At 47.0% G+C, this 20864-nt stretch carries 24 protein-coding genes; 16 read left to right on the forward strand and 8 right to left on the reverse strand.

Translation table 11 applies throughout. The features are described 5' to 3' along the window. Positions 1-128: 128 nt before the first annotated feature. From HWQ67_RS01830 to HWQ67_RS01860, 7 genes are all read left to right on the forward strand, one after another. Positions 129-1130 (forward strand): D-alanine--D-alanine ligase family protein, encoded by a 1002-nt coding sequence (locus HWQ67_RS01830; RefSeq protein ID WP_218250933.1) that lies wholly within the window; start codon positions 129-131, stop codon positions 1128-1130. Positions 1131-1161: 31 nt separating this feature from the next. Next, the gene (locus HWQ67_RS01835) at positions 1162-1392 is read left to right on the forward strand and encodes a DUF433 domain-containing protein (RefSeq protein ID WP_218250934.1); all 231 of its coding nucleotides are present in this window, start codon (positions 1162-1164) and stop codon (positions 1390-1392) included. A 157-nt stretch (positions 1393-1549) separates the two neighbouring features. Further along, positions 1550-2608 (forward strand): D-alanine--D-alanine ligase family protein, encoded by a 1059-nt coding sequence (locus HWQ67_RS01840; RefSeq protein ID WP_218250935.1) that lies wholly within the window; start codon positions 1550-1552, stop codon positions 2606-2608. 68 nt (positions 2609-2676) lie between these two features. After that, complete coding sequence (locus tag HWQ67_RS01845; protein WP_218250936.1) at positions 2677-3249, forward strand: GNAT family N-acetyltransferase; 573 nt, start codon at positions 2677-2679, stop codon at positions 3247-3249. Between the two features lie 73 nt (positions 3250-3322). After that, a complete protein-coding gene (locus HWQ67_RS01850) occupies positions 3323-4681 on the forward strand; it encodes a glycosyltransferase (protein ID WP_218250937.1) in 1359 nt (452 codons plus the stop codon). 2 nt (positions 4682-4683) lie between these two features. Further along, positions 4684-5424: a class I SAM-dependent methyltransferase gene (locus HWQ67_RS01855; protein WP_218250938.1), complete on the forward strand. Its 741-nt coding sequence runs from the start codon at positions 4684-4686 to the stop codon at positions 5422-5424. After that, the gene (locus HWQ67_RS01860; protein WP_218250939.1) at positions 5425-6201 is read left to right on the forward strand and encodes a methyltransferase domain-containing protein; all 777 of its coding nucleotides are present in this window, start codon (positions 5425-5427) and stop codon (positions 6199-6201) included. It begins immediately after the preceding gene. Positions 6202-6207: 6 nt separating this feature from the next. On the opposite strand, the gene HWQ67_RS01865 is transcribed toward HWQ67_RS01860, so the two are convergent. Next, positions 6208-7785 (reverse strand): hypothetical protein, encoded by a 1578-nt coding sequence (locus HWQ67_RS01865; RefSeq protein ID WP_218250940.1) that lies wholly within the window; start codon positions 7783-7785, stop codon positions 6208-6210. A 309-nt stretch (positions 7786-8094) separates the two neighbouring features. Here HWQ67_RS01865 and gmd point away from each other — a divergent pair, with 309 nt between their 5' ends. Genes gmd through hyfB form a run of 3 tightly spaced genes read left to right on the forward strand, consistent with a single transcriptional unit; the run spans position 8095 to position 12261 of the window. After that, positions 8095-9156 (forward strand): GDP-mannose 4,6-dehydratase, encoded by a 1062-nt coding sequence (gmd, locus tag HWQ67_RS01870; RefSeq protein WP_218250941.1) that lies wholly within the window; start codon positions 8095-8097, stop codon positions 9154-9156. A gap of 48 nt (positions 9157-9204) precedes the next feature. Then, the gene (locus HWQ67_RS01875; RefSeq protein ID WP_218250942.1) at positions 9205-10140 is read left to right on the forward strand and encodes a GDP-L-fucose synthase family protein; all 936 of its coding nucleotides are present in this window, start codon (positions 9205-9207) and stop codon (positions 10138-10140) included. Between the two features lie 9 nt (positions 10141-10149). Further along, positions 10150-12261: a hydrogenase 4 subunit B gene (gene hyfB / locus HWQ67_RS01880; RefSeq protein WP_218250943.1), complete on the forward strand. Its 2112-nt coding sequence runs from the start codon at positions 10150-10152 to the stop codon at positions 12259-12261. Positions 12262-12370: 109 nt separating this feature from the next. On the opposite strand, the gene HWQ67_RS01885 is transcribed toward hyfB, so the two are convergent. Continuing rightward, complete coding sequence (locus tag HWQ67_RS01885; protein WP_218250944.1) at positions 12371-12715, reverse strand: HepT-like ribonuclease domain-containing protein; 345 nt, start codon at positions 12713-12715, stop codon at positions 12371-12373. Next, positions 12712-13002, reverse strand: coding sequence for a nucleotidyltransferase family protein (locus tag HWQ67_RS01890; protein ID WP_218250945.1), 291 nt, complete (start codon positions 13000-13002; stop codon positions 12712-12714). Before HWQ67_RS01890 ends, HWQ67_RS01885 begins: the two co-directional genes overlap by 4 nt. A 184-nt stretch (positions 13003-13186) precedes the next feature. On the opposite strand from HWQ67_RS01890, the gene HWQ67_RS01895 reads away from it, so the two are divergent. After that, positions 13187-13483: an NADH-quinone oxidoreductase subunit H gene (locus HWQ67_RS01895; protein WP_218250946.1), complete on the forward strand. Its 297-nt coding sequence runs from the start codon at positions 13187-13189 to the stop codon at positions 13481-13483. After that, a complete protein-coding gene (locus HWQ67_RS01900) occupies positions 13446-14132 on the forward strand; it encodes a respiratory chain complex I subunit 1 family protein (protein WP_218250947.1) in 687 nt (228 codons plus the stop codon). Before HWQ67_RS01895 ends, HWQ67_RS01900 begins: the two co-directional genes overlap by 38 nt. Here the strand turns inward: HWQ67_RS01900 and HWQ67_RS01905 are convergent. Continuing rightward, positions 14117-14341 carry a hypothetical protein gene (locus HWQ67_RS01905; protein WP_218250948.1) on the reverse strand — a complete coding sequence of 75 codons (225 nt, stop codon included), beginning with the start codon at positions 14339-14341 and terminating at the stop codon, positions 14117-14119. The genes HWQ67_RS01900 and HWQ67_RS01905 overlap by 16 nt on opposite strands. A gap of 153 nt (positions 14342-14494) precedes the next feature. Between HWQ67_RS01905 and HWQ67_RS01910 the strand changes: the two genes are divergently transcribed. Genes HWQ67_RS01910 through HWQ67_RS01920 form a run of 3 tightly spaced genes read left to right on the forward strand, consistent with a single transcriptional unit; the run spans position 14495 to position 16585 of the window. Continuing rightward, on the forward strand, positions 14495-15484 hold the full coding sequence (locus HWQ67_RS01910) for a sialidase family protein (protein ID WP_218250949.1): 990 nt from the start codon (positions 14495-14497) through the stop codon (positions 15482-15484). Further along, entirely contained in the window at positions 15481-15996 is a 516-nt protein-coding gene (locus HWQ67_RS01915) for an archaeosortase/exosortase family protein (RefSeq protein ID WP_218250950.1), read from the forward strand. Before HWQ67_RS01910 ends, HWQ67_RS01915 begins: the two co-directional genes overlap by 4 nt. Positions 15997-16012: 16 nt before the next feature. After that, positions 16013-16585, forward strand: a complete 573-nt coding sequence (locus HWQ67_RS01920; RefSeq protein WP_218250951.1) for a hypothetical protein — start codon at positions 16013-16015, stop codon at positions 16583-16585. Between the two features lie 97 nt (positions 16586-16682). Here the strand turns inward: HWQ67_RS01920 and HWQ67_RS01925 are convergent, their stop codons facing one another. The 3 genes from HWQ67_RS01925 to HWQ67_RS01935 form a co-directional block, all read right to left on the reverse strand. Next, positions 16683-17036 carry a cytochrome c3 family protein gene (locus tag HWQ67_RS01925; protein WP_218250952.1) on the reverse strand — a complete coding sequence of 118 codons (354 nt, stop codon included), beginning with the start codon at positions 17034-17036 and terminating at the stop codon, positions 16683-16685. 115 nt (positions 17037-17151) lie between these two features. Next, entirely contained in the window at positions 17152-17910 is a 759-nt protein-coding gene (locus HWQ67_RS01930; RefSeq protein WP_218250953.1) for a hypothetical protein, read from the reverse strand. A 16-nt stretch (positions 17911-17926) separates the two neighbouring features. After that, positions 17927-18235 (reverse strand): hypothetical protein, encoded by a 309-nt coding sequence (locus HWQ67_RS01935; protein ID WP_218250954.1) that lies wholly within the window; start codon positions 18233-18235, stop codon positions 17927-17929. Between the two features lie 335 nt (positions 18236-18570). Between HWQ67_RS01935 and HWQ67_RS01940 the strand changes: the two genes are divergently transcribed. Next, positions 18571-19590, forward strand: coding sequence for an MBL fold metallo-hydrolase (locus tag HWQ67_RS01940; RefSeq protein WP_218250955.1), 1020 nt, complete (start codon positions 18571-18573; stop codon positions 19588-19590). A 68-nt stretch (positions 19591-19658) separates the two neighbouring features. Here HWQ67_RS01940 and HWQ67_RS01945 read toward each other — a convergent pair whose 3' ends face one another. Further along, positions 19659-20699, reverse strand: a complete 1041-nt coding sequence (locus HWQ67_RS01945; RefSeq protein ID WP_218250956.1) for a M28 family peptidase — start codon at positions 20697-20699, stop codon at positions 19659-19661. Positions 20700-20864 lie beyond the last annotated feature (165 nt).

Raw genomic sequence — 20864 nt, forward strand, 5'->3', positions numbered from 1 at the left:
TCGCAGGAATGACAATTACAGCCGTTTTCTAAGTGTGTCATTTCTTGCTTGACCAGGAATCCAGTATACGTAAAAGTATAGTTACCATGAAATATAAAGAAGATACGTTAAGTCCGTAAAATAAAGATTTGGATATAGGGTTTACATATGATTTAAGGTCGGAGTACCTTGCGCTTGGTTACGGCGAGGAGGAGACGGCCGAGTTTGACAGCGTCCAGACCATAGAGTCGCTGGAGGAGGCTATCACACAGTTGGGGCACAGTGTCACCCGGGTTGGCAATATCCGCAGCCTTGTTGGTATGCTCAACGGTGGCAGACGTTGGAACCTGGTCTTTAACATCTGCGAGGGGCTTCACGGCAGGAGCAGGGAGGCACAGATTCCGGCATTGCTTGAGGCCTATGACATCGCCTGTTGCTTCAGTGACCCCCTTACGATGGCCCTGTCGCTGGATAAGGGATTAACCAAGACCGTGGTCAGGGCTGCCGGGGTTGCTACGCCCAACCATGTGGTCATCGACTCGGTTGAGGCACTTGACTCCCCCGGCGTGTTGACTGGGCTGGGTTATCCGCTGTTTGTCAAGCCGTTGCACGAGGGGACGGGCAAGGGGGTTAACGAGGGTTCCGTTGTCCATAACGAGCAGGGGCTACGGCAGCGATGCAGTTGGCTCCTTGAGCGTTACCGTCAGCCTGCGTTGGTTGAGGGTTATCTCTGCGGCAGGGAGTTTACCGTGGGCATCTTGGGAAGCGGCAGTGATGCTTACGTTATCGGGGTGCTTGAGGTGGTGATTCGGCAGAGGCAGTCGGGGTATGTCTACTCGTATGAGAACAAGGAGTTTTGTGAACAACTGGTTGACTACGTCCTAGTTGAGGATGCACGCATAAAGCAGGAGGCCTCGGCGTTGGCCATCGCCGCATACAGGGCCATCGGGTGCAGGGATGCCGGCAGGGTTGACGTCAAGGCCGATGCCGCAGGACGGCTCTGCTTTCTTGAGATAAACCCCCTGCCGGGTCTTCATCCTACCCACTCCGACCTGCCGATCCTATGCACCAAAGCCGGTATGTCTTACGTACAGTTGATCGGAGAAATCATTGCCTCGGCATCCGTCAGGGTCAAGGGGGCTAAACTATGAGTCAACATCTGAAAGAAGAGAGGTGTTTTTTATGATTAATCGCATTTCAATCAACCCCAATGTATGTCATGGTCAGGCGTGCATCAATGGCACTCGCATCCCCGTACACCAGATCGTCAGGATGCTGGCAAACGGTGACAGCATCGAAGAGCTTCTTGAACAATACCCCTCCATTACAAGGGATGACGTCCTTGCGTGTCTTGACTACGCTGCATCCTTGGCTGAAGAACAAGTTACACCCGTAGAGGCGCTGAACACATGAGAATATTCATAGATGAAAATATCCCCTTTATGACAGTTAAAGAGCTTCGTGAAATGGGAACCGTTGTAGCGCAAGATCAGGTGCAAAGTGCCTGGTGTGCAGATGTACATATAGTGAAACTCTCAAGATATTTCATCACAGACACGGCAATATTAGTATGAAGATAGCCATTATCCACGAAGAGGCAACCAGGGGCTGTCCTGACACGGAGGACGTCCTTGACGAGGTTGGCCTCATTACCGGCGCCCTGGAGACGCTCAACCACGACTACAGGGTCTTTACGATAGGCGATTGCAGATGTGTGCGCAATGGCCGGGAGACCTTTGACCTGACGTCGGAGTTGTCTTCGCTGCTGGAGGGGTTTAGGGTCTACTGCCCCGACGTGATTTTTAACATGGTTGAGGGTAACAAGAACACCCCAAGGCTCCTGCCGGCAATAGCTGGTTTTCTGGAGTTGACCGGCCTGCCGATGACTGGGGCGCGGTACGAATCCCTGCTGACGACGACGGACAAGGCCCTGGCTCGGTCTATCATGGCGGCCAATGGCATACAGACTCCCGCCGGAGTGGTCTACACCGGTGGAGGGTACAACGAGATGGCCGTGGGCTTCCCGTGCATCGTAAAGCCGTCGCTGGAGGATGGCTCCATCGGGATTGGGGATGAGTGCGTCGTCCATGATGCGGCGGCACTGCGCAGTTTGCTTCCGGACATGTATCAGAGGCACTGCGGGCAGCCGCTTTTGGTTGAGCGTTACATTGCAGGCAGGGAGCTTAACGTATCGGTTATCGGACGTGAGGATGGGACAGCTCAGGTGTTGCCGGTTGCCGAAATCGTGTTTAACGACTGGCCTGCCGGTAAACCTAAGATCGTCTCCTACAAGGCCAAGTGGGAGGAGGGGTCGTTTGAGTACGAAAATACGCCGCGGTCTTTTGCCGTTGAAGGCGTACCCGTTGAGCGGGTGAAGGCATTGGCGTTGAGGTGCTGGGACGTCTTTGCGCTGCGTGGGTATGCCAGGGTCGATATGCGGATGGACAACGACGGCAATCTGTTTGTCATCGAGGTTAACGCCAATCCGTGCATTGCGCCCTGGTCGGGGTTTATCGCCGCAGCCAGGGAGGGCGGATACTCGGAGGTGGACGTCATCCGGGCGATCATTGCCGCTACCGGGCGGGTTAGATGGGGTCAAGGGGACTGGTCCCCTTGCAGGGGGGTCTGAGGGGGGGCGGAGCCGCCCCCTTCTTCCTTACTTTCGTACATAATTAATTATGGGCAGGTACTATTAGAGTGCAGGCGGCAGAGGTGTCACCCTTGGTGTTGAGGCGCCAGGTTAGCAATAGCGACCGTGAGGGCGTCCGGCGGATACTTGACGCCACAGGGGTCTTTCATCGGCGCGAGATAGACGTGGCCGAGGAGCTTGTCATCGATGCCCTGGAAAAAGGTGCAGCGAGCGAGTATCTATTCATCTTTGCCGATGTCGATGGCGTCACCGCCGGATACATCTGTTACGGTGCGATCAGTATGACCGAAGCGGGGTTTGACCTCTACTGGATAGCCACCGACCCGCGTTATTACAACCGGGGGATAGCGGCCAAGTTGTTGCGTGAGGCGGAGGGGCATATCGTCGCACTTGGGGGTAAGTACATCTTTGTGGAGACGTCATCAAAGGTGCAGTATCTTCCGGCACGTGGGTTTTACAAAAAACATGGGTACATAGAAGTCGCCCGTGTCCCCAACTACTACGCCGATGGAGACGACAAGGTGATCTTGATGACTACGTTGAGGGGGGGGACACCTTTGCCACAAACCGCACCTTTCTTTTCTCTTACGGTCAAATGCGATTGCCCCGGGGGTACTTGACATATCTTCCGTTGAGCGTTAAAATAGAAACAGTGCTAAGGTTTGTAGATTGGTTAGACAGATATAGAAAACGATGAGATTTGAAAAGGGTATTTATTACTATGAGGAACTCCTGAAGTTTTTAGAGTTCCTGATCCCTCCTTACGCCAGCGTAATTCACATAGGTTGTGGAAGCGGTGAGATAATTGGTTATCTGAGGGCATCATATAAGGCGGGAGTAGATGCTAATGCCCAGATTATTGAAAAAGCAAAGGAGAGGTTTCATGATGTTGAGTTTATCGTGGGTAACATAGAGAATGTTCAAGTGGCAAAGACCTTTGATTATGTCCTGGTTATAAATGCTATTGAATATGTAAACGATATTCAAAGATGTTTTGAAAATATAAAACCTCTATGTCGTCCTGATACCCGTATAATCATCATCTATTTTAATTATTTATGGGAACCCGTCTTAAAGTTTGCTGAAAAGCTTGGTCTTAGAAGAAAGCGTGATTTAATGGAGCATTATCTATCGGCTGAAGACTTAGAAGGTCTCTTGTCATTATGCGATTTTGAGCCAATTAAAAGGTTTGACAGATTCTTATTGCCGGTACATGTCCCGATGCTGTCATATATACTTAACAAATTAGTAGTGAAAATTCCATTTATGAACAACCTTGCATTAAATTATATAATAATAGCACGGCTGCCTATGGCCAGGAAAACCGCCAAAGAAGTTAGTTGTTCGATAGTGATTCCATGTCGGAATGAGAAGGGTAATATTGAAGAGATTGTAAAGCGTGTACCTCGATTGGGTAAGGCCACGGAATTGTTATTTATAGAGGGACACTCAAAGGATGGTACACTTGAGGAGTGTTTGAGGGTACAAAGGGAATACAACACTCTTGATATAAAGGTATCGGTTCAGGATGGCATTGGCAAGGGAGATGCAGTATTAAAGGGTTTCCGGCAGGCTACGGGTGATGTTCTGATGATCCTGGATGCCGATATTACGGTACCCCCGGAGGACCTGGGAAAGTTCTTTGAGACAATCGTTTCAGGCAAAGGTGAATTAGTAATGGGCAATCGTCTGATGTATCAAATGGAGAGTCAGGCCATGCGTCATTTAAACCTTGCTGGTAATAAGTTTTTTAGTGCTATGTTTACCTTTCTGCTCTGTCAAAGGATAAAAGATACGTTGTGCGGAACCAAGGTTCTGTGGAAGGAAGACCATCTTAAAATATTAGCAGGAAAGGATTATTTTGGAGATATTGATCCCTTTGGTGATTTTGACTTAATACTTGGAGCGGCTAAACTTAATATGAAGATCGTGGAAATCCCGATACGATACAGAGAGCGTGTGTATGGCACGACTCAGATTTCAAGATTCAGGCATGGATTGCTTTTGCTCAGAATGGTTATAGCTGCATTTATGAAATTGAAATGGGTTTAGAAATGGATACAGAACGTTTAAGGATAGAAAGAGAGCTTGTACAAGGAGCAAAAATAAAAGGCATGGCTGAGGATATCTGGGGCTGGAGTTCACCTGCCGGGAGGGTTCGTGCTGAGAGAAGGGCAGACTATTTTATCAGGTTAGGGGAGATTTTACCTGCTAAAGATGTGTTAGAGATTGGTTGTGGTACGGGTGTATTTACTGAGAAGATAGCTAGAACAGGTGCAAATATAACAGCAGTCGATATAAGCGATGATTTGTTGGAAGTGGCCGAGAGAAAATGTGTTAAGAATTGCTGTTTCCAAAAGGCAAATGTCCATGATTTACCCTATGGAGGGTTGTCCTTTGATACAGTGATTGGCAGTTCTGTGCTGCATCATCTGGATGTTGAAGTTGCACTAAGAGAGCTTTTTCGAGTTTTAAGACACAATGGTAAAATAGTATTTGCCGAACCAAATATGCTAAACCCTCAAATATTCTTAGAAAGAAAGATTGCCTTTCTACATACGCTCCGCCATGTTGTCCCTCATGAGACAGCCTTTCTTCGCAAGCCGATTAAGAGGTTGTTAGAAGACCATGGGTTTATTGATGTTAAGGTCTTTCCATACGATTTTCTCCATCCAGTTGTGCCTCAAATTGCAGTCAATGTTGTAAGTAAAGTAGGATTTTTTTTAGAAAAAATATCTCTGATAAGAGAAATAGCAGGCTCTCTGATAATATATGCTGTAAAACCAAAACCTTAGATGTATAGTCTCAATCATATTGTAAATAGAAACAGGCAGTCTCTTCTTGATGACCCGCAAACCACCTCGTTACACGCAGAAATCATAAAGAAAAATTATTATCTCAAAGCCTTGTATGTTGATTTCTATAGTATCTTAAGTGATGCTATTGACGGTATTTATGAAAATAAATTGATTGTAGAGTTAGGCAGTGGAGGAGGGTTTATTAAAGACATTATACCGAATGTTGTCACCTCAGATGTAATAGCATCACCAACAATAGATATGCAAATTTCAATCTTAGATATGCCTTTTAAGGAACAAGAAGTGGATGTTTTTTTTATGCTTAATGTACTTCACCATATCAATGATGCCAATGCCCTTTTTGACGAATTAAACAGATGTCTCAAGGTTGGAGGAAGGGTTGTTATGATTGAACCCTCCAATACTTTATTAAGCAGTCTCATATGGAGATTTTTTCATCATGAACCTTTTATGCCTGAAGGGGGATGGACATTTGAGCAAGGTGGAAGGCTTTCTGCTGCAAATATCGCATTGCCATGGATAATTTTTTATAGAGATATTGAAAAGTTTGAAAAAAATTTTCCATCATTAAGGCTTATAAAACGCCAATGTCACACACCATTGAGGTATCTGTTAAGTGGCGGACTAACCGTCAGTCCATTTATGCCTCCATTTACCTATAAGTTTGTTTTGAAAATAGAACGCTTATTGTCAAATCTAAACAACTACCTGGGTATGTTTATGACTATTGTATTGGAAAAGGTATCTCCATAGTATGTGTTATTTTTTTGTTTCAGTTCTACCACAATATTCTTTTTGAAACCTGTCAGCTGTTATTGGAAACCACGATTCTGTTATAAGACCACAAAGAAATTTTAGGTTATTTTGTCCAGAACTAGCTTTTGCAACCATAGAACGAGATAGACTATAATTCTGATTCACATTAAGAGTAAACACCAATGTTGCAAGTATAAATACGGTAGCAATGAAAATCTTTTTGAACCTTGTAATTGATAATGTTACTGAACTGCCAATAAAAAAGGCATATACAATAATCCATTGACTAAATATAATGTATTGAGGATTAATACCACCATTGCGAAATGAGTTAAGAATATCAACGCTCATTGCAAAAACAATTAAAGATAAAATCCTAATAAACTGGTTGGTTTGCTTTTTTGCAAGTATATAAAGAGCAAGTATAATTGTAAATAGATAGACTAAGTTTAGTGGATATGAGTAACCTTTTCTCAAGTATATTATATCGAAAAATAGCTTTTTAGTCATACCGATTAAAAACAACATAGTTTCATTAGGTTTAAATGAACTGTATGTGGTTAATACATCCATAAAGTTTAAAATAGTAAAATAAAAATAACCATAAAGATAAGGTCTGCATCCATATTTTACAACAAGATAGGATATTGTTATACCCGTTAAAATAAAAACATATACAAAAAGACTGTACTTTGAATTTTCACAGTATAAGTAATTGTATAATAATATAGCAAGGAATATGTATCCATAAAAGGCTACCTGATAAAAATGTATCTTGGCTTTAATAATACCAGCTATTCCGAAATCTGCTAAGAACTTATAAAAAAATACTGTTCCTGTAGCTAATAGTATCAACGCTAAGGTGATTATCAGGATTGGTACGATTCCTTTGTACTTCTCTTTTAAAATAACATCAGCGTTTAATGAAATCGTGCAAGTTTTGCCGAATATTAAGGCAATAAATGGGAAAAAGGCAAATAAAAGAACAACCTGAATTTTCGTTAACATTGCAAAATAAGCAAAAAAACCTATACCAATCAGCATCGATGTGTGTTTATACATGACCTTGTCCTGATTAACAAATAAAACCATCAGGAAAAAACATATCATAGAAAAATAAGTCGCTAATAACTCAGGTCGTATAACCAATGATTGGTAATGCAGGCCAGAGGTAGAAGCCAGCATTACAGATGCTATATAAGTTATGTTCTTGTCTGTTTTGTGTACCTTTAAAAAGGCAAAGTATGTATAATAAAATATTAGGGATAGAAAAATTGACGTAAACCTTGCATAATATATCAGGGGGACAAATATCTGCTTAAAAGGCATAACATTACTTAGATTTTGATAATCTCCTATTGGTATCAAATTAAGGTAATATAAGAGCTTAATTAATACAGCCAACAGCCATATGAGTATGTAACCCGGGTGAGAGGTTGCAGCAGGGTTAATAGGCCCATGGCCATAAAACAGATAGCCATATTCAAGATAGACGAGATCACAGTCTGCTACATTGAGATAGTCTGAATGGATTGTTATAAGCGGCAAAGAGACCAGAAGAACGGTGCCTAAAATCAACAAAAGGGGATATCTTATAAGATAACCACCGTAACTTGATTTCCTCATTATTGTAAAATAATCTTTCCCATATGTAACTATTGTATCATATTTGAACTTGTCATTGTCAAGCAATAAAAAAAGTTTAAGAAATAAGCTCTTATCCCACCCTAAGCCATTGATATTGGAAGATATCTATATTTAACTAACAATTGATAACCATCTCAGACAATTTGAGCACTTGACATAAAATACACAGAGTCAATATACTAGTACTGTGATCGAATATATAATGTATAGAGATATGCCATCAATAATTGGCATAGAGAGTTAATGCTAAAAAGGGCACTGATCACTGGTATCACAGGACAGGATGGGAGCTATCTGGCGGAGCTGTTGCTTGAGAAGGGCTACGAGGTGCATGGCTTCGTAAGACGTTCAAGCAGCCCAAACACAAGCCGCATAGACCACTTAATAGACAATCCCAAGATATACGACAGGAAGCTGTATCTGCACCATGCCGACCTCAACGACGGTGGCCTGATAACCAAGCTGGTCAGAAAGATAGGTCCCTGTGAGGTCTACAACCTTGCGGCCCAGAGTCACGTGCGGGTCAGCTTTGATATACCCGAGTACACCGGAGATATAACCGGCCTGGGGACAGTACGAGTCCTTGAGGCATTAAAGACCGTTGCCTTCGATGCCAAGTTTTATCAGGCATCTTCTTCCGAGCTTTTTGGCAAGGGCGCCGAGGTTCCACAGAAAGAGACGACCCCGTTTTGTCCAAGCTCCCCTTACGCATGTGCCAAGGCATACTCATTCTGGATAACGGTCAACTACAGGGAAGGCTATGGGCTATTTGCCTGTAATGGCATCCTGTTCAACCACGAGTCCCCCAGGAGGGGCGAAACCTTTGTAACACGCAAGATAACGCGGTCCATGGCACGGATAAAACTTGGCCTGGAAGACAGACTCTACCTCGGTAACATGGATGCCAAAAGGGACTGGGGATACGCCAAGGACTACGTAGAAGCCATGTGGATGATGCTGCAACACGACGAGCCCGACGACTATTGCATCGCCACCGGTGAGACACATTCGGTGCGTGAGTTCGTTGAACTAACGGCAGAATTCCTGGATATGAGACTCGCATGGGAAGGCGTTGGCATAAATGAAAAGGCTATCGACAGAAACACCGGAAATGTCGTCGTCGAAATAGACCCGCGATACTTCAGACCCGTCGATGTAGATAACCTTATAGGCGATGCCTCCAAGGCAAAGGCAAAGATAAACTGGCAACCAAAGGTCAAATTCAAAGAACTGGTGGAGATCATGACACAGGCAGACTATGACAGGGAAGCCGCTCTGATCAAAAATACTGCACCTGAAAAATAGCTCACCAGGCGGTTGACCCTACTTTATCAAGGGAGACTTAAACGGGTAATGATCAATAAAGATTCAAAGATATATATTGCCGGTCATACCGGTTTGGTTGGTTCGGCGGTGGTACGCAGATACCAACGTGATGGCTACACCAACCTCATACTAAAGACCAGGGGCGAGGTAGACCTGCTAAATCAGCAAATGGTACGGGACTTCTTCATGGCGGAGAGACCGGAATTTGTCATCCTGTGTGCCGCCAAGGTCGGGGGGATCAAGCATAACATGACATTTTCGGCTGATTTTACATATGACAACCTCCAGATACAAAACAACGTCATATGGCAGGCACACCTCAGCGGGGTGAAGAAGCTGCTCTTTTTAGGCAGTGCCTGTATCTATCCACGCCTCTGTCCGCAACCAATCAGCGAAGACTACCTCATGGAGGGCAAGCTCGAACCCACAAACGAAGGCTACGCTATAGCAAAGATCGCCGGCATAAAACTCTGTGAAAAAATATATGAACAGTACCACAAGACCTTCATCTCCTGCATGCCAACCAACACATACGGTGAAAACGACAACTTCGACCCCGACTCCTCACACGTCATCTCAGCGCTGATCAGAAAGATGCACGAGGCAAAGGTCAACAACTTCCCTGAGATAACCCTGTGGGGGTCAGGCTCCGCACAACGGGAGTTCATCTACGTTGACGACCTGGCCGATGCCATCTTCTGGATAATGCTAAACTACAACGAAAAACCCTTCCTAAATATCGGCACGGGAAACGACCTGCCTATCAGGGAGCTGGCTGTCAAGATCAAGGAAACCGTCGGCTACAAGGGCATCATCTCCTATGACTACACCATACCGGATGGTATGCCCAAGAGGCTCATGGACGTAAGCAAGCTAAACAAGTTGGGCTGGCATCACTCGATCTCACTCGATGAAGGATTGAAGAAAATATATGACTTCTACCTCAGAAAGTACTGCTCCTAAGCAACCCTAGTGCCCCTTACGCCAATCGATACGGCCAGTGCCGCGGTACAACTGCTCCTGGTGGCTGCGTTGATGGCTGTGTTTTTGGGACGCTGGCAGAGGCTTCTGATAAACGCCTCGTTTGCGCTGACGGCAGTTGCCTCACTCCTGCTGATGACGGCGGGGTGGTGGACGGTCAACGGAGGGCTGACGGGCAAGGTCACCCTGCTGATGGGGCTGCCGGGACTAAACTTCCACATGAGGCTTGACCCACTGGCAGGCTTTTTTCTTACGGTCATAGGGTTGCTGTCCTTTTTTGTGTCGTTGTATTCCATCGGATACGTCAAGGGATACCTGGGGCAGAGGTCTGTGACGACCCTTGTGGTGTTTTACTGCCTCTTTCTGGCGGGAATGTCGCTTGTGGTGATAGCCGATGACGCCGTTTTTTTCCTGATATGCTGGGAAATGATGGCGGCGGCCTCGTACTTTCTGGTGATGTTTGAGGACGAACACTCGCAAAACAGACGAGCCGCTCTGCTGTACATTATAGTTGCAGTGGTGGGGGCTGCCTGTATTCTGTTGTCTTTTGGGGTCATGGCGGGTAATGTTACCGGATATGACGGTGTTGCCGTGTATACGTTTGATGCAATGCGTAGTGTACGATTATCTTCCGGTATGGCAGCGGTGGCATTTTTTCTGGCGTTTACGGGTTTTGCGGCCAAGGCCGGGGTGATCCCCCTGCACGTCTGGTTGCCGGAGGCACATCCGGTTGCACCGTCCAACGTCTCTGCGCTGATGAGCGGCGTGATGCTCAAGACGGCCATCTATGGGATATTGCGTGTGACCTTTGATCTCATCGGCAGTTTTCCGTGGTGGTGGGGTGCCATCGTCTTGTCACTGGGGCTGATGTCGGCCGTGATGGGTGTGTTGTATGCGGTGATGCAGGTAGACCTGAAGCGATTACTTGCATACTCGTCGGTCGAAAATGTCGGCATCATCCTGATTGGCATAGGGTTGGCCATGATATTTACGTCGTACCAACTACCCATGCTGGCCGGCATAGCCATGATCGCAAGTCTGTATCACACGATAAACCACGCCGTATTTAAGGGGCTGCTGTTTATGGGCGCCGGGGCCGTTGTGCACGGCACCGGACAACGCAACATGGATGCAATGGGCGGCCTTATACACAGGATGCCCTGGACGGCTGCCGTGTTTCTGGTGGGTTGTGCATCGATATCGGCACTGCCACCGTTAAATGGCTTTGTATCGGAGTGGCTTACGTTTCAGGCATTTCTGCTGTCGCCATCCCTGCCCAACACGCTCTTGAAACTCCTGATCCCCATGGGGGCGGCACTCCTGGCCCTTACCAGTGCCTTATCCGGGGCGTGCTTTGTAAAGGCCTTTGGGGTTACGTTTTTGGGGCATTACCGTGGAGAACACTTAGAACACGTACACGACGCAAACCGCCCCATGCTTATAGCCATGACATTGACTGCCGTGGCATGTCTCGTCCTTGGCGTATTGCCGACCTTTACCATCGCCTGGCTCAACCCTGTGGCGAAAGCGTTGACCTCCGCCACGATTGCAACGTCGTCGCTTCAGGGGCTCAATGGGGTCAGCGACCCCTGGCTCAACATCGCACCGGGTTCTTTTTCGCTCCAGGACGCTCCTGGATGGCTGTGGCTCATCCCGCTACAACCACAACGGGCGTCATACTCAGGGCCTATTGTCTTTATCGGTATATTTTTCATAGTCCTGGTAACGTATCTGGTACTGCACGTCCGGCACAACAAGCTCAAACGGGTACCAATCTGGGACTGCGGGTTCGAAAAACTAACCAACACCATGCAGTACAACGCAACGTCGTTTTCGATGCCCATACGTCGCATCTTTGGCTTCCTCTTCAGTATCAGGGAACGCTTCAGGCTGACCGCAAATGCCGCAAACAAGGTATTTCCGCAGAGGTTTCACTATCACCTGCGCATCAGTGACCTCTTTTGGGTGTGGCTGTACAGGCCCGTGATTGATGCGGCCTTCTATCTGGCAAGGCGAGTCGGTATGCTTCAAATGGGACGCATACAGGTCTACCTGATATACTCTTTTGTTGTCATCCTGGCGCTGTTGGTGTTTCTGCGATGAGGGGTATACTGAAATGACGCAGGTTTTTTAAGGCATGGTATCCCCTTTCTTTCTTGTATGCAGGCAATTTTGATACCCGAAAAAATTCGAATCCGATCAGTATATAACTTCAGTTACTTTCATTTTCTCTTAAAATAGCCTCAATAGCTAACTTAACGTCAGGTATGACATTTTTAATCGTATCCCATACAAGCTCAAACTTAACCCCAAAATAGAAATGAATAAGTTTGTCCCTAAAACCAGCCATTTCTCTCCACGGTATCTGCGGGTATTTTGCCCTGATTTCTTCCGTAATATGTTTTGTCGCTTCACCTATTATCTCGAACTTTCTTATTACTGCACTGGAGGTACGGTCATCATCTTTGAATTCTTCGTATCCAATGCCGGTGACGAATCTCTCAATGGCTGTCATTGCATCAAGCATATCACTTAAGTACAGGCAAGTTTTTCTCATACCGATACCTTTTCCCTGAGAATCTCTTCTCTTATTTCTTCTCTTATGGCACTCTCGATAACCACATCCACAGACATCCCAAGGTGTTCTTCAAGAAACAGGGATAAACCTACATGGTCAATAAGAGTTGCTCCCTTATCATACTCGACAAGCACATCAAGATCGCTATTGACAGTGTGATGTCCGCGGACATATGAGCCGAAAACACCCCTGATATCAGCCTTATACCTTTGCCTAACACCACCTTTAAGACTTTCAAGGGTCATCAAAATATCTTCCAGAGACATACTATCTTAATAGTATAGCAGATTTCGATACCTTGCTTTTTCCACTTGCTTAACTGTAAAATTGTGAAATGTTTTATTCGTATATTTATAGCTTTTTGCCAAGATGGCTTTGGGGGCTGGCGGGACGCCGCATACAGGTCTGCCCAAGCTGCACCGTCATCCTGGCGCTTTTGGTGTTTCTGCGATGAGGGTATTTCCCCTGGTCATAGAGGCCATGCAGTTGGTAATCCTGCTTGTTGGGGCACCGATATTTGTGGGTTGGGTGCGGATGCTCAAGTGCTGGAGTCAGGGGCGCTCTTCAGCGGGACTGTTGCAGCCCTACAGGGATATACTGAAGCTCTTTGCAAAGGACGTCGTCGTTGCCGAAAACGCCTCGTGGATATTTCGTTTCACGCCGTATCTGGTCTTTGGCGTGGCGGTGTTGCCGGGGGGGGATAATCCCGATGCTGTGTGCAGACCTCCCGTTGGCGGCCACGGCTGATGTCATTGTGCTGGTGGCGTTTTTTACGATAGCGCGATTCTTCACGGCCCTTGCCGCAATGGACATAGGTACGGCATTTGGCGGCATGGGGGCAAGCCGGGAGATGACTATCGCATCGTTGAGCGAGCCTGCCATGCTCATGTCTATCTTTACAGTTTCGTTGGCAAGCAAGTCAACGTCGCTTGCACAGATGGTACAGGCGGTGGCTGATACGCAGTTTATGCTGAGACCCTCCATCGTGTTTGCCTTTTTGGCATTTGTGATGGTTGCCCTGGCAGAGACGGGACGTGTACCCGTGGACAACCCCTCTACACACCTGGAACTCACGATGGTACACGAGGCGATGATCCTGGAGTACTCGGGCAGGCATCTGGCATTGCTGGAGTGGGCAAAGATGATGAAGCTGTTTTTGTTTGTGATGCTCGCCACGTCGTTGTTCTTTCCCTGGGGGATAGCGCACACAGCCGATGTCAAGGCAGTGTTGATGACCTTTGTGCTGATGATTATCAAGCTGGCCGTCGTGGGGGTTGGGTTGATTCTCATCGAGGTAGGACTAGCAAAGATGCGACTGTTTCGCTTGACGGAATTTCTCGGCAGCAGCTTCCTCCTGGCAACCCTCGGAATGTTGTCGTTCTACATACTTGAGTAGATGGCCTGCATGACTTCCTCTATGGAGTTACATTCTATATAGTCAGGATTAGCTTCAATTTCAGTCAATCTTTTGACAAACGCATCGTGTTTTTGCTCTTTCTTTCTAAGCGAGATAACATAATCGCTGATTTCACTAAGTGACTTCTCCGACATATCAATAAGCATCTCATTGATATGATTGATAATAACAACTGCTTCTTCGCTCATTAGGATTAGTATAACATGGCAAATGGCTGATTGTCCATTCGGCGTGGGTCAATCTTTTCAGTATACCTTGCTATGTTTGTGGCAGTAAAAATGTTAAAATAAAACTGTGCATGAGTTGAGCATTATAAAAATGAGTGAAGAAGGGGATGGCTTGTGCTAACCTCCGAGGTTGTCACAAGGACGGTTATAGCACGCCAGAACAACGTCTATAGCTCCTTTCCCACAATGGTTGAGCATGACGGGGATGTATATATATACTATCGTCAGGCAAAAAAGAGCTTTTACCAGTGCCACGGGCTTTATGGCAGGGTGAGGCGTCTCAGGGTCGGCAAGACGGCGCTGTTGAACCACTTCGCAGAGGACACCGACATTCCAATCGTGGAGACGGGTCAGGACATCTGCGTCTTTGCCGGTGAAAACGAACTTGACTCCATCGTGTGCAGGCTCCGTGACGACCTCTTCACGCTCTGCAGCAGGGTGTATGTCAAGGGCAAGATTGCAGTAACGTATGTGTCCTTTGCCGATACGCCGGTGTTTGGCAACAGATACGAGGTTGTCGTCAGGGGGATTAAGTGGCTGGTGTTTTATGGCAAGCCGTTGAGCTGGGAGTTGGGGTATGTGTTTCCGGCCTACGGGGTGTTGGAGGGCAGGACGGAGTGTGCAGCCCTTGTGCTCTATACGACGGACTTCGTGTCATGGACGTTGTTGTCCCATATACAGGGCAATGGCATCATATTAAACGAAAACTCCATAGTCCGGTATAACGACGGATATGTCATGTTCATCAGGCAGGACAACGCCCCCTATGGCATATGGTATGCGCAATCAAAAGACCTCCGGCGCTGGAGTGAGCCTGTCCGGTTAATGGAGCAGGCACATGCCCCGATGGCAATTGTCAGGGACAACAGATGCTTCTTATCGTTTCGCCGCCTCTATCGTGATGAACTCAGCGCCGTATCTGTCATGTTGCCGTTTGAGGATGCCAGGGGAGGCAATACGGATACTGATATCGAAATATATGAGGGCGACCTCTTTGATGGTGGCTATACCGACCCGGTAGTCATAGACAACAGCCTGTTTGTGGTGTATTACGTGGGCAACTTCTGTGCAGAACCAAGCATACGTTTGGCAAGACTCACATGAAACCTGACAAACGTAAGCAACCACGATTCATTATCCTGGAATACCTGTTGTTGTCGGCGCTGGTCTGCACCTTGTTGCTCTTGAGACCCGTAACCGAAATTATAGATATAAACGGCCTGTACACACACCTTGTAGTGTTTTTGAGTGCAAAGACGATCAGCGGTGTATTTAACATCCCTTGCATACACAGCGACTCCTTTATACTCTTACCGAGCATCAGCCTTGATGTCCGATTTGGCTGTAACGGTCTTGAGGCCGTTATCCTGTATGTGATCGCTATCATAGTGTTTCCGGCACCGTGGCGGCTTAAGTTGCAGGGCGCTGTGGTTGGTTTTGTGCTACTGCAATTTTTTAATATCATACGCATAGCGGCGCTTGCCTATACCGGTGTTTATCACCGTGATTTCTTTGACCTTATCCACGTATATCTTGCGCAGGTGGTAATGATAGCTATAGTCTTAGGGATGCTTATAGTATATCTCAACTATGTAAGGGGGCAAGATATTCGCTGAAAGATCAACGGCGGTTATGGTAATTTTAAGGTTTACAACCTTTTATATCATAACGCTGACACTGTGGCTTGCAGTTCAGGACTATTATGGCATATTTATAGTCGAAATAGCCGCCCCTCTGATAGCGTCGGTCAAGGGGATAAGCAGCGTTCTAATCATGCACAGTGGCAATGACGTAACCGCCACGTTTACATATCACGGGGGTGGCGGTACATCAAAGGCAATAGACATACTTGTAAAGACCTCTTTTTACTCCTTTAGCGCCCCATTGACCTTTGCCGTGTTGTTGGCGTATTATCCGTTTTTACGGCGAAACGTTATATTTTCAAAGGAGTTTGCATCCAGGTATGGGATATGGCTCTTTTATTTGCAAATACTTGGGGCGCTCTTTGTCTTTCACATTGTTATCGTTTTTTTCATGATTGGCAAGGATCTGTCCGTTTTATTGGCAGACACGGACGTGGCGCCGTCAAGGCAGAGTGTAGAGATTTGGCTATTTGTCGGACAATTCGTGGAGTATATCGTCAAACGGGCAGAACCCCTACTGGCAGGGTTTTATATATACATCAGGTTCTTTTATTACAAATAAGGGAGAGAGAAGAGCCTGCCGAATCTGCCAGACCCACCAAGCCTACCCCTCCCTTATTTATTGCGAAAGGGAAACTATTAGGACCCGCTATCCCTTGTTACTTTTTATGACATCTTGTACAATTCGCCTTGTCAGCGGCATTAAAGATAGGCTGCTCTTTGCCACCAGCGTTAAAGGTAGCCTTTCCATTATGGCAGGAACCGCAAAGTTTGCCTTCGTTAATGTCTTTCATTGTCACCTTAACGATACCTTTTTTCATCTGCGGGAACATGTCCGGTTTATGACAATCGGTACACTTCTTACCGGCATCGGCATGTTTTTTGCCATCAAGGATGATTTTTCCCAGTCCGCCTCCCTCGTACTCGATAGTCTTGCCGGGTGGGACGGCCAGTGCAACACCGGTGCAGGCAAAGGCAATGATCACAGCTATTACTAAAACCTTAAATCTCAATTTCTGTACACCTCCTTTTTTTGTAAATTCTACTGTGTTCAAAATGAACCCTCTAATATAAAACTATAAAACCGGTGTTGTCAAGAGGGCGAATTGCAATTGGGGGGTAATTTTCCTACGGAATGTTTTGATTTTTGTCTTTAATTTTTTTCCACTTGTACCAGATTATTTCGTTACTCCCCGATGGATAGATGAGGCGTTTGACCTTACGATAGGGGTGGCCAAAGAGGCGGTTGTACCACTTGTTAAAGCCCGTTCGTTTGGCCAGTTCAAGTTCCGGGGGAGTCATCAGATCTGGCTGAAAGCGACGCTTGTGTTTATAGAGGTGGTAGATATCCTCCCTGATAAGTGCGGTGAATATCTTATCGGTAATATAGCCTGTAATACCTCTGCGTTGCTTAAAATGGATGCTTACCTGGAAGTCTATCAGGTACGGCAGTCCGTCGCTGCCCACAATGATGTTGCCCAGTTTATTGAGGTCTAGGTAGAAGATGCGTCTGTGATGCACCTCTTCTATGATACCCTTTAAGCGAGTGAAGAAGTCCTCTGGCAACTTGCCCCTGAACTCATGTAGCACCTGACCATCGACGTAGAGGTGAAAGTACCCGCGCCTGCCATAGCGCGGCCCCAGGGGCGGTATGCCCTCAATATCGGCCACTCGTTGGTATATCTTATACTCCCTGCGTGAGAAAAACGAGGCCAGCGGACGCAACAAGCCACCGAAGATGAATCGGAAATCGGAGAGTTTCAGGACATAGCGTGTGTTGCTGTCGCTGCGGTAGAGGAGATTTATCGAAAAGAAGTCCTCTTTCAGCACTTTTTCAAACCCGTATGTCGTATTGTCTATTATTGTTTCGTCTGGATAATCTCTCATTGTCGCATCTCTGTCGCTAAAAGGCGCCCTTTTGTCTCAACGCCTCCACCACCCTGTAACCGCCGCATGGTGGGGAGTTCAATCCGTCGCGATAATCACAGCCGTCCTCCAGGAAGTCGCACTGCCTGCATATTGCCTCTTTTATGAACGTGTCATCCAAAAACGTGTTTCCTCCCTCAACTGCACTGACAAGGGCAGACAACCTCTCCGGCGGCACCCTGTCTCTGACATACAGGTAGGTACCACACTGGATGGACTCCTTGCCCTCCGTGTAGAATGTACAAAACGGCTTGCATATCAGCTCCGTGTACCCTTTGTCCTTCATGCCCGATACACCATACGAAATATTTATCTCAAAGTTTTTCTTGCTGTAAAAAAATCCTGTGACGTAATAGCTCACCTATTAAGAAAGAAGGGGAGCGGCTCCGCCCTCCCCTCAGACCCCTCCTGCAAGGGGACCAGTCCCCTTGACCCCGTCTTGCCTTGCTGACAGCATGTGACGATCTCATCACAGAAATATTTACCGCACAGTTTTTCTTCATACTTCTCAATTATAATACATCAAGACATGAAATTAGTTAATAAAAATAATGATGGCAACAAAATGATAAAGTAGGGTATTATATCCTGTAATGATAATTGAGATATGGAGACAGAGGCATGATAGTTAAGGCTTGGGGCACACGTGGTAGCATAGCGATATCCAACGTTGACAGTGTAGAGGCTGGAGGCAATACGACGTGTTTTGAGATCATGTCCGAGTGTTTGCCCAGGGGGGCGAGGTTGTTTGTTGATGCCGGCACGGGGTTTGTTCCGGCGGGATGGAATTACCTCAGCGAAGTAGCCAATGGGCTTAACTACTACATCATGTTGACGCACTTTCACTGGGACCATATCGTGGGGCTGACGCTCAGTCCGCCGACGTTCATTGACAGGATACCGATGACCATCTACGGCCCGATGGATAACGGACACGGCCCTGAGAGCATGATCAAGTATCTGTTTAATCGTCCGTATTTTCCCGTGGATGCAAAAAAAATATCGCACAAGATGAGATTCGTTACGTTGTCGCACTATGATGTCTGCGTAATCGTGGTTCATCCCATCGGGGGTTTTACAATGATAGGCCTGGATGACTACAAGAATATCATAAAGAAGAACGTGCAGGTAGCCCTCAGCAAAAACAAGTATCTGTTGAGTGAATGTCTGGTGATCAAGATGGCCAAGACCAACCACGGCAATGCCAACTGTATAAGTTACCGCTTCGAGGAGAATCCAACGGGCAAGGTTGCCGTCATAGCCACCGACCACGAGGACGTGGCAGCCATCTCCGCAGAACTAAAGGAACACTTCGCCAATGCCGACCTGCTTATCATAGACTCTCAGTACGACAACCAGAGATACCAGACCTCCACGGCGGGCTATGGGCATGGCACCCCACATGGCAGCATCAAACAGGGCATCGTCTGCAAGGTCAAAAAGATCGGTTTCACGCACCACGACCCCAGAAGCACGGACAAGCACCTCAAAGAAATAATCCTCCAGGAGGCCGCTATAGCCATCAGCAAGATAAAGGCAACCGAAGAGTTCCTCAACACATACAAGCTAACGGCAAGCGACCTCACGCTCACCGAAGAGGACATCTGTCTTGTACGAGATTACAACGTCTATGAGGTGTAACAAAACTTAACTCAAGCCACAGGCGACCGATGGAGCGGTTGGAACAGACGCCGTTGTATGTCGCCCTGTCAGTGCCCGGCCAGACCTGAAACCACGTGAGATATCCCCTGTACGACTCGTGACAACCGTTCGTAGTCCAGCTTATCGGGAGTATCGGTCAGCAGGTGGTAGTGTTCGTAGCGGAAGAGGGCGGTATCGGTAATCATAATGGCCCGATATCCCATTTGCCAGAAGGCCCAGTGGTCAGACCAGTCAATGCCCTGCACCTTACCGGGGGCTATCACGCCCTCCGAGGGGAACCTTGTGTCTTGGCGGAACAGCTTGATTGACCTGCGCAGGAGCGTACTTGATTTGAAGTTGCTCACGAATGCTATGAAGTTACCGGTTGAGGGGTAGAGCAAGCTAAATGGAAACGGGTAGTTTTGGCTGCCGGGTTTGTCCGTGTAACAGCCGATTGTCTCCAGGGAAAGCATGGCAATGATCTTGTCGCCCCGTTGTTTTGCAGCGGTGGCATAGACCAGGCTGCCCATTTTATCGGTCTGGAAGTAGGGCAGCTCGTGGTTGACAAAGAAGACGAACCTGACAGTTTTCGCCGGATTCTTATCTGCCATGATGCGTGCGATTTCAAGCACTGCGGCAACCCCTGATGCGTTGTCATTGGCACCCTTTGCAAACAGCGCCGAGTCGTAGTGTGCACCGATGACAATGATCTTTTCGGCCTCTTTGGGATTGCTGCCCTTGATCTCAATTTCGATGTTTTCTACGGATTTGCCGTCAGCCATATATCCGTGCGAGGAGACCTTCAATTTGGCGTTTTGGCCGGTCTCTGCCGCCGCATGTTTTATGTACTCAGCGGCAGCCTGTAGCTTCTTGTAGTTTGACGGGTTCCGCTCTCCGATGTCAGCGGCCAGCACGCTAACGTGAATCCTCAGACGCTCCGACAGCTCCCGCTCTTGTGCCGTCGGAGGCTCAAATGCCCCGTGATACGACTTCCCGGGCATATGTATCATGTACACGACAACGAGCGAAACAACAACAACTATCGTCCCCCATCGCTTGACAACCGGGTACAACGCCCCCTTGTTTGCCGGTAATAAGTACCTGCCCATAAGTTGATTATACACGACAGATTTGCTCAATTGCTACATTTGTTTTTCATATTTTCGTATCCTCTTTATATTTCATGGTAACTATGCTTTTATGCATCAGGGATTCCTGGTCAAGCCAGGAATGACACACTTGGAAAACGCCTGTAACTGTCATTCCTGCGAAAG

Source organism: Candidatus Magnetobacterium casense, assembly GCF_019173545.1.
In the GTDB taxonomy this organism is placed as follows: Bacteria; Nitrospirota; Thermodesulfovibrionia; order Thermodesulfovibrionales; family Magnetobacteriaceae; genus Magnetobacterium; species Magnetobacterium cryptolimnobacter.

Excerpts from the sequence above, each read along its gene's own strand:
- HWQ67_RS01840 (WP_218250935.1), top strand. The coding sequence starts at position 1,550 with ATGAAGATAGCCATTATCCACGAAGAGGCAACCAGGGGCTGTCCTGAC.
- HWQ67_RS01900 (WP_218250947.1), top strand. The coding sequence starts at position 13,446 with ATGCTGTGTGCAGACCTCCCGTTGGCGGCCACGGCTGATGTCATTGTG.
- HWQ67_RS01885 (WP_218250944.1), bottom strand. The coding sequence starts at position 12,715 with ATGAGAAAAACTTGCCTGTACTTAAGTGATATGCTTGATGCAATGACA.
- HWQ67_RS01940 (WP_218250955.1), top strand. The coding sequence starts at position 18,571 with ATGATAGTTAAGGCTTGGGGCACACGTGGTAGCATAGCGATATCCAAC.
- gmd (WP_218250941.1), top strand. The coding sequence starts at position 8,095 with ATGCTAAAAAGGGCACTGATCACTGGTATCACAGGACAGGATGGGAGC.
- HWQ67_RS01895 (WP_218250946.1), top strand. The coding sequence starts at position 13,187 with ATGAGGGTATTTCCCCTGGTCATAGAGGCCATGCAGTTGGTAATCCTG.
- HWQ67_RS01875 (WP_218250942.1), top strand. The coding sequence starts at position 9,205 with ATGATCAATAAAGATTCAAAGATATATATTGCCGGTCATACCGGTTTG.
- HWQ67_RS01945 (WP_218250956.1), bottom strand. The coding sequence starts at position 20,699 with ATGGGCAGGTACTTATTACCGGCAAACAAGGGGGCGTTGTACCCGGTT.
- HWQ67_RS01835 (WP_218250934.1), top strand. The coding sequence starts at position 1,162 with ATGATTAATCGCATTTCAATCAACCCCAATGTATGTCATGGTCAGGCG.
- HWQ67_RS01920 (WP_218250951.1), top strand. The coding sequence starts at position 16,013 with ATGGTAATTTTAAGGTTTACAACCTTTTATATCATAACGCTGACACTG.
- HWQ67_RS01935 (WP_218250954.1), bottom strand. The coding sequence starts at position 18,235 with ATGAAGGACAAAGGGTACACGGAGCTGATATGCAAGCCGTTTTGTACA.
- HWQ67_RS01850 (WP_218250937.1), top strand. The coding sequence starts at position 3,323 with ATGAGATTTGAAAAGGGTATTTATTACTATGAGGAACTCCTGAAGTTT.
- HWQ67_RS01930 (WP_218250953.1), bottom strand. The coding sequence starts at position 17,910 with ATGAGAGATTATCCAGACGAAACAATAATAGACAATACGACATACGGG.
- HWQ67_RS01905 (WP_218250948.1), bottom strand. The coding sequence starts at position 14,341 with ATGAGCGAAGAAGCAGTTGTTATTATCAATCATATCAATGAGATGCTT.
- HWQ67_RS01915 (WP_218250950.1), top strand. The coding sequence starts at position 15,481 with ATGAAACCTGACAAACGTAAGCAACCACGATTCATTATCCTGGAATAC.
- HWQ67_RS01890 (WP_218250945.1), bottom strand. The coding sequence starts at position 13,002 with ATGTCTCTGGAAGATATTTTGATGACCCTTGAAAGTCTTAAAGGTGGT.
- HWQ67_RS01860 (WP_218250939.1), top strand. The coding sequence starts at position 5,425 with ATGTATAGTCTCAATCATATTGTAAATAGAAACAGGCAGTCTCTTCTT.
- HWQ67_RS01855 (WP_218250938.1), top strand. The coding sequence starts at position 4,684 with ATGGATACAGAACGTTTAAGGATAGAAAGAGAGCTTGTACAAGGAGCA.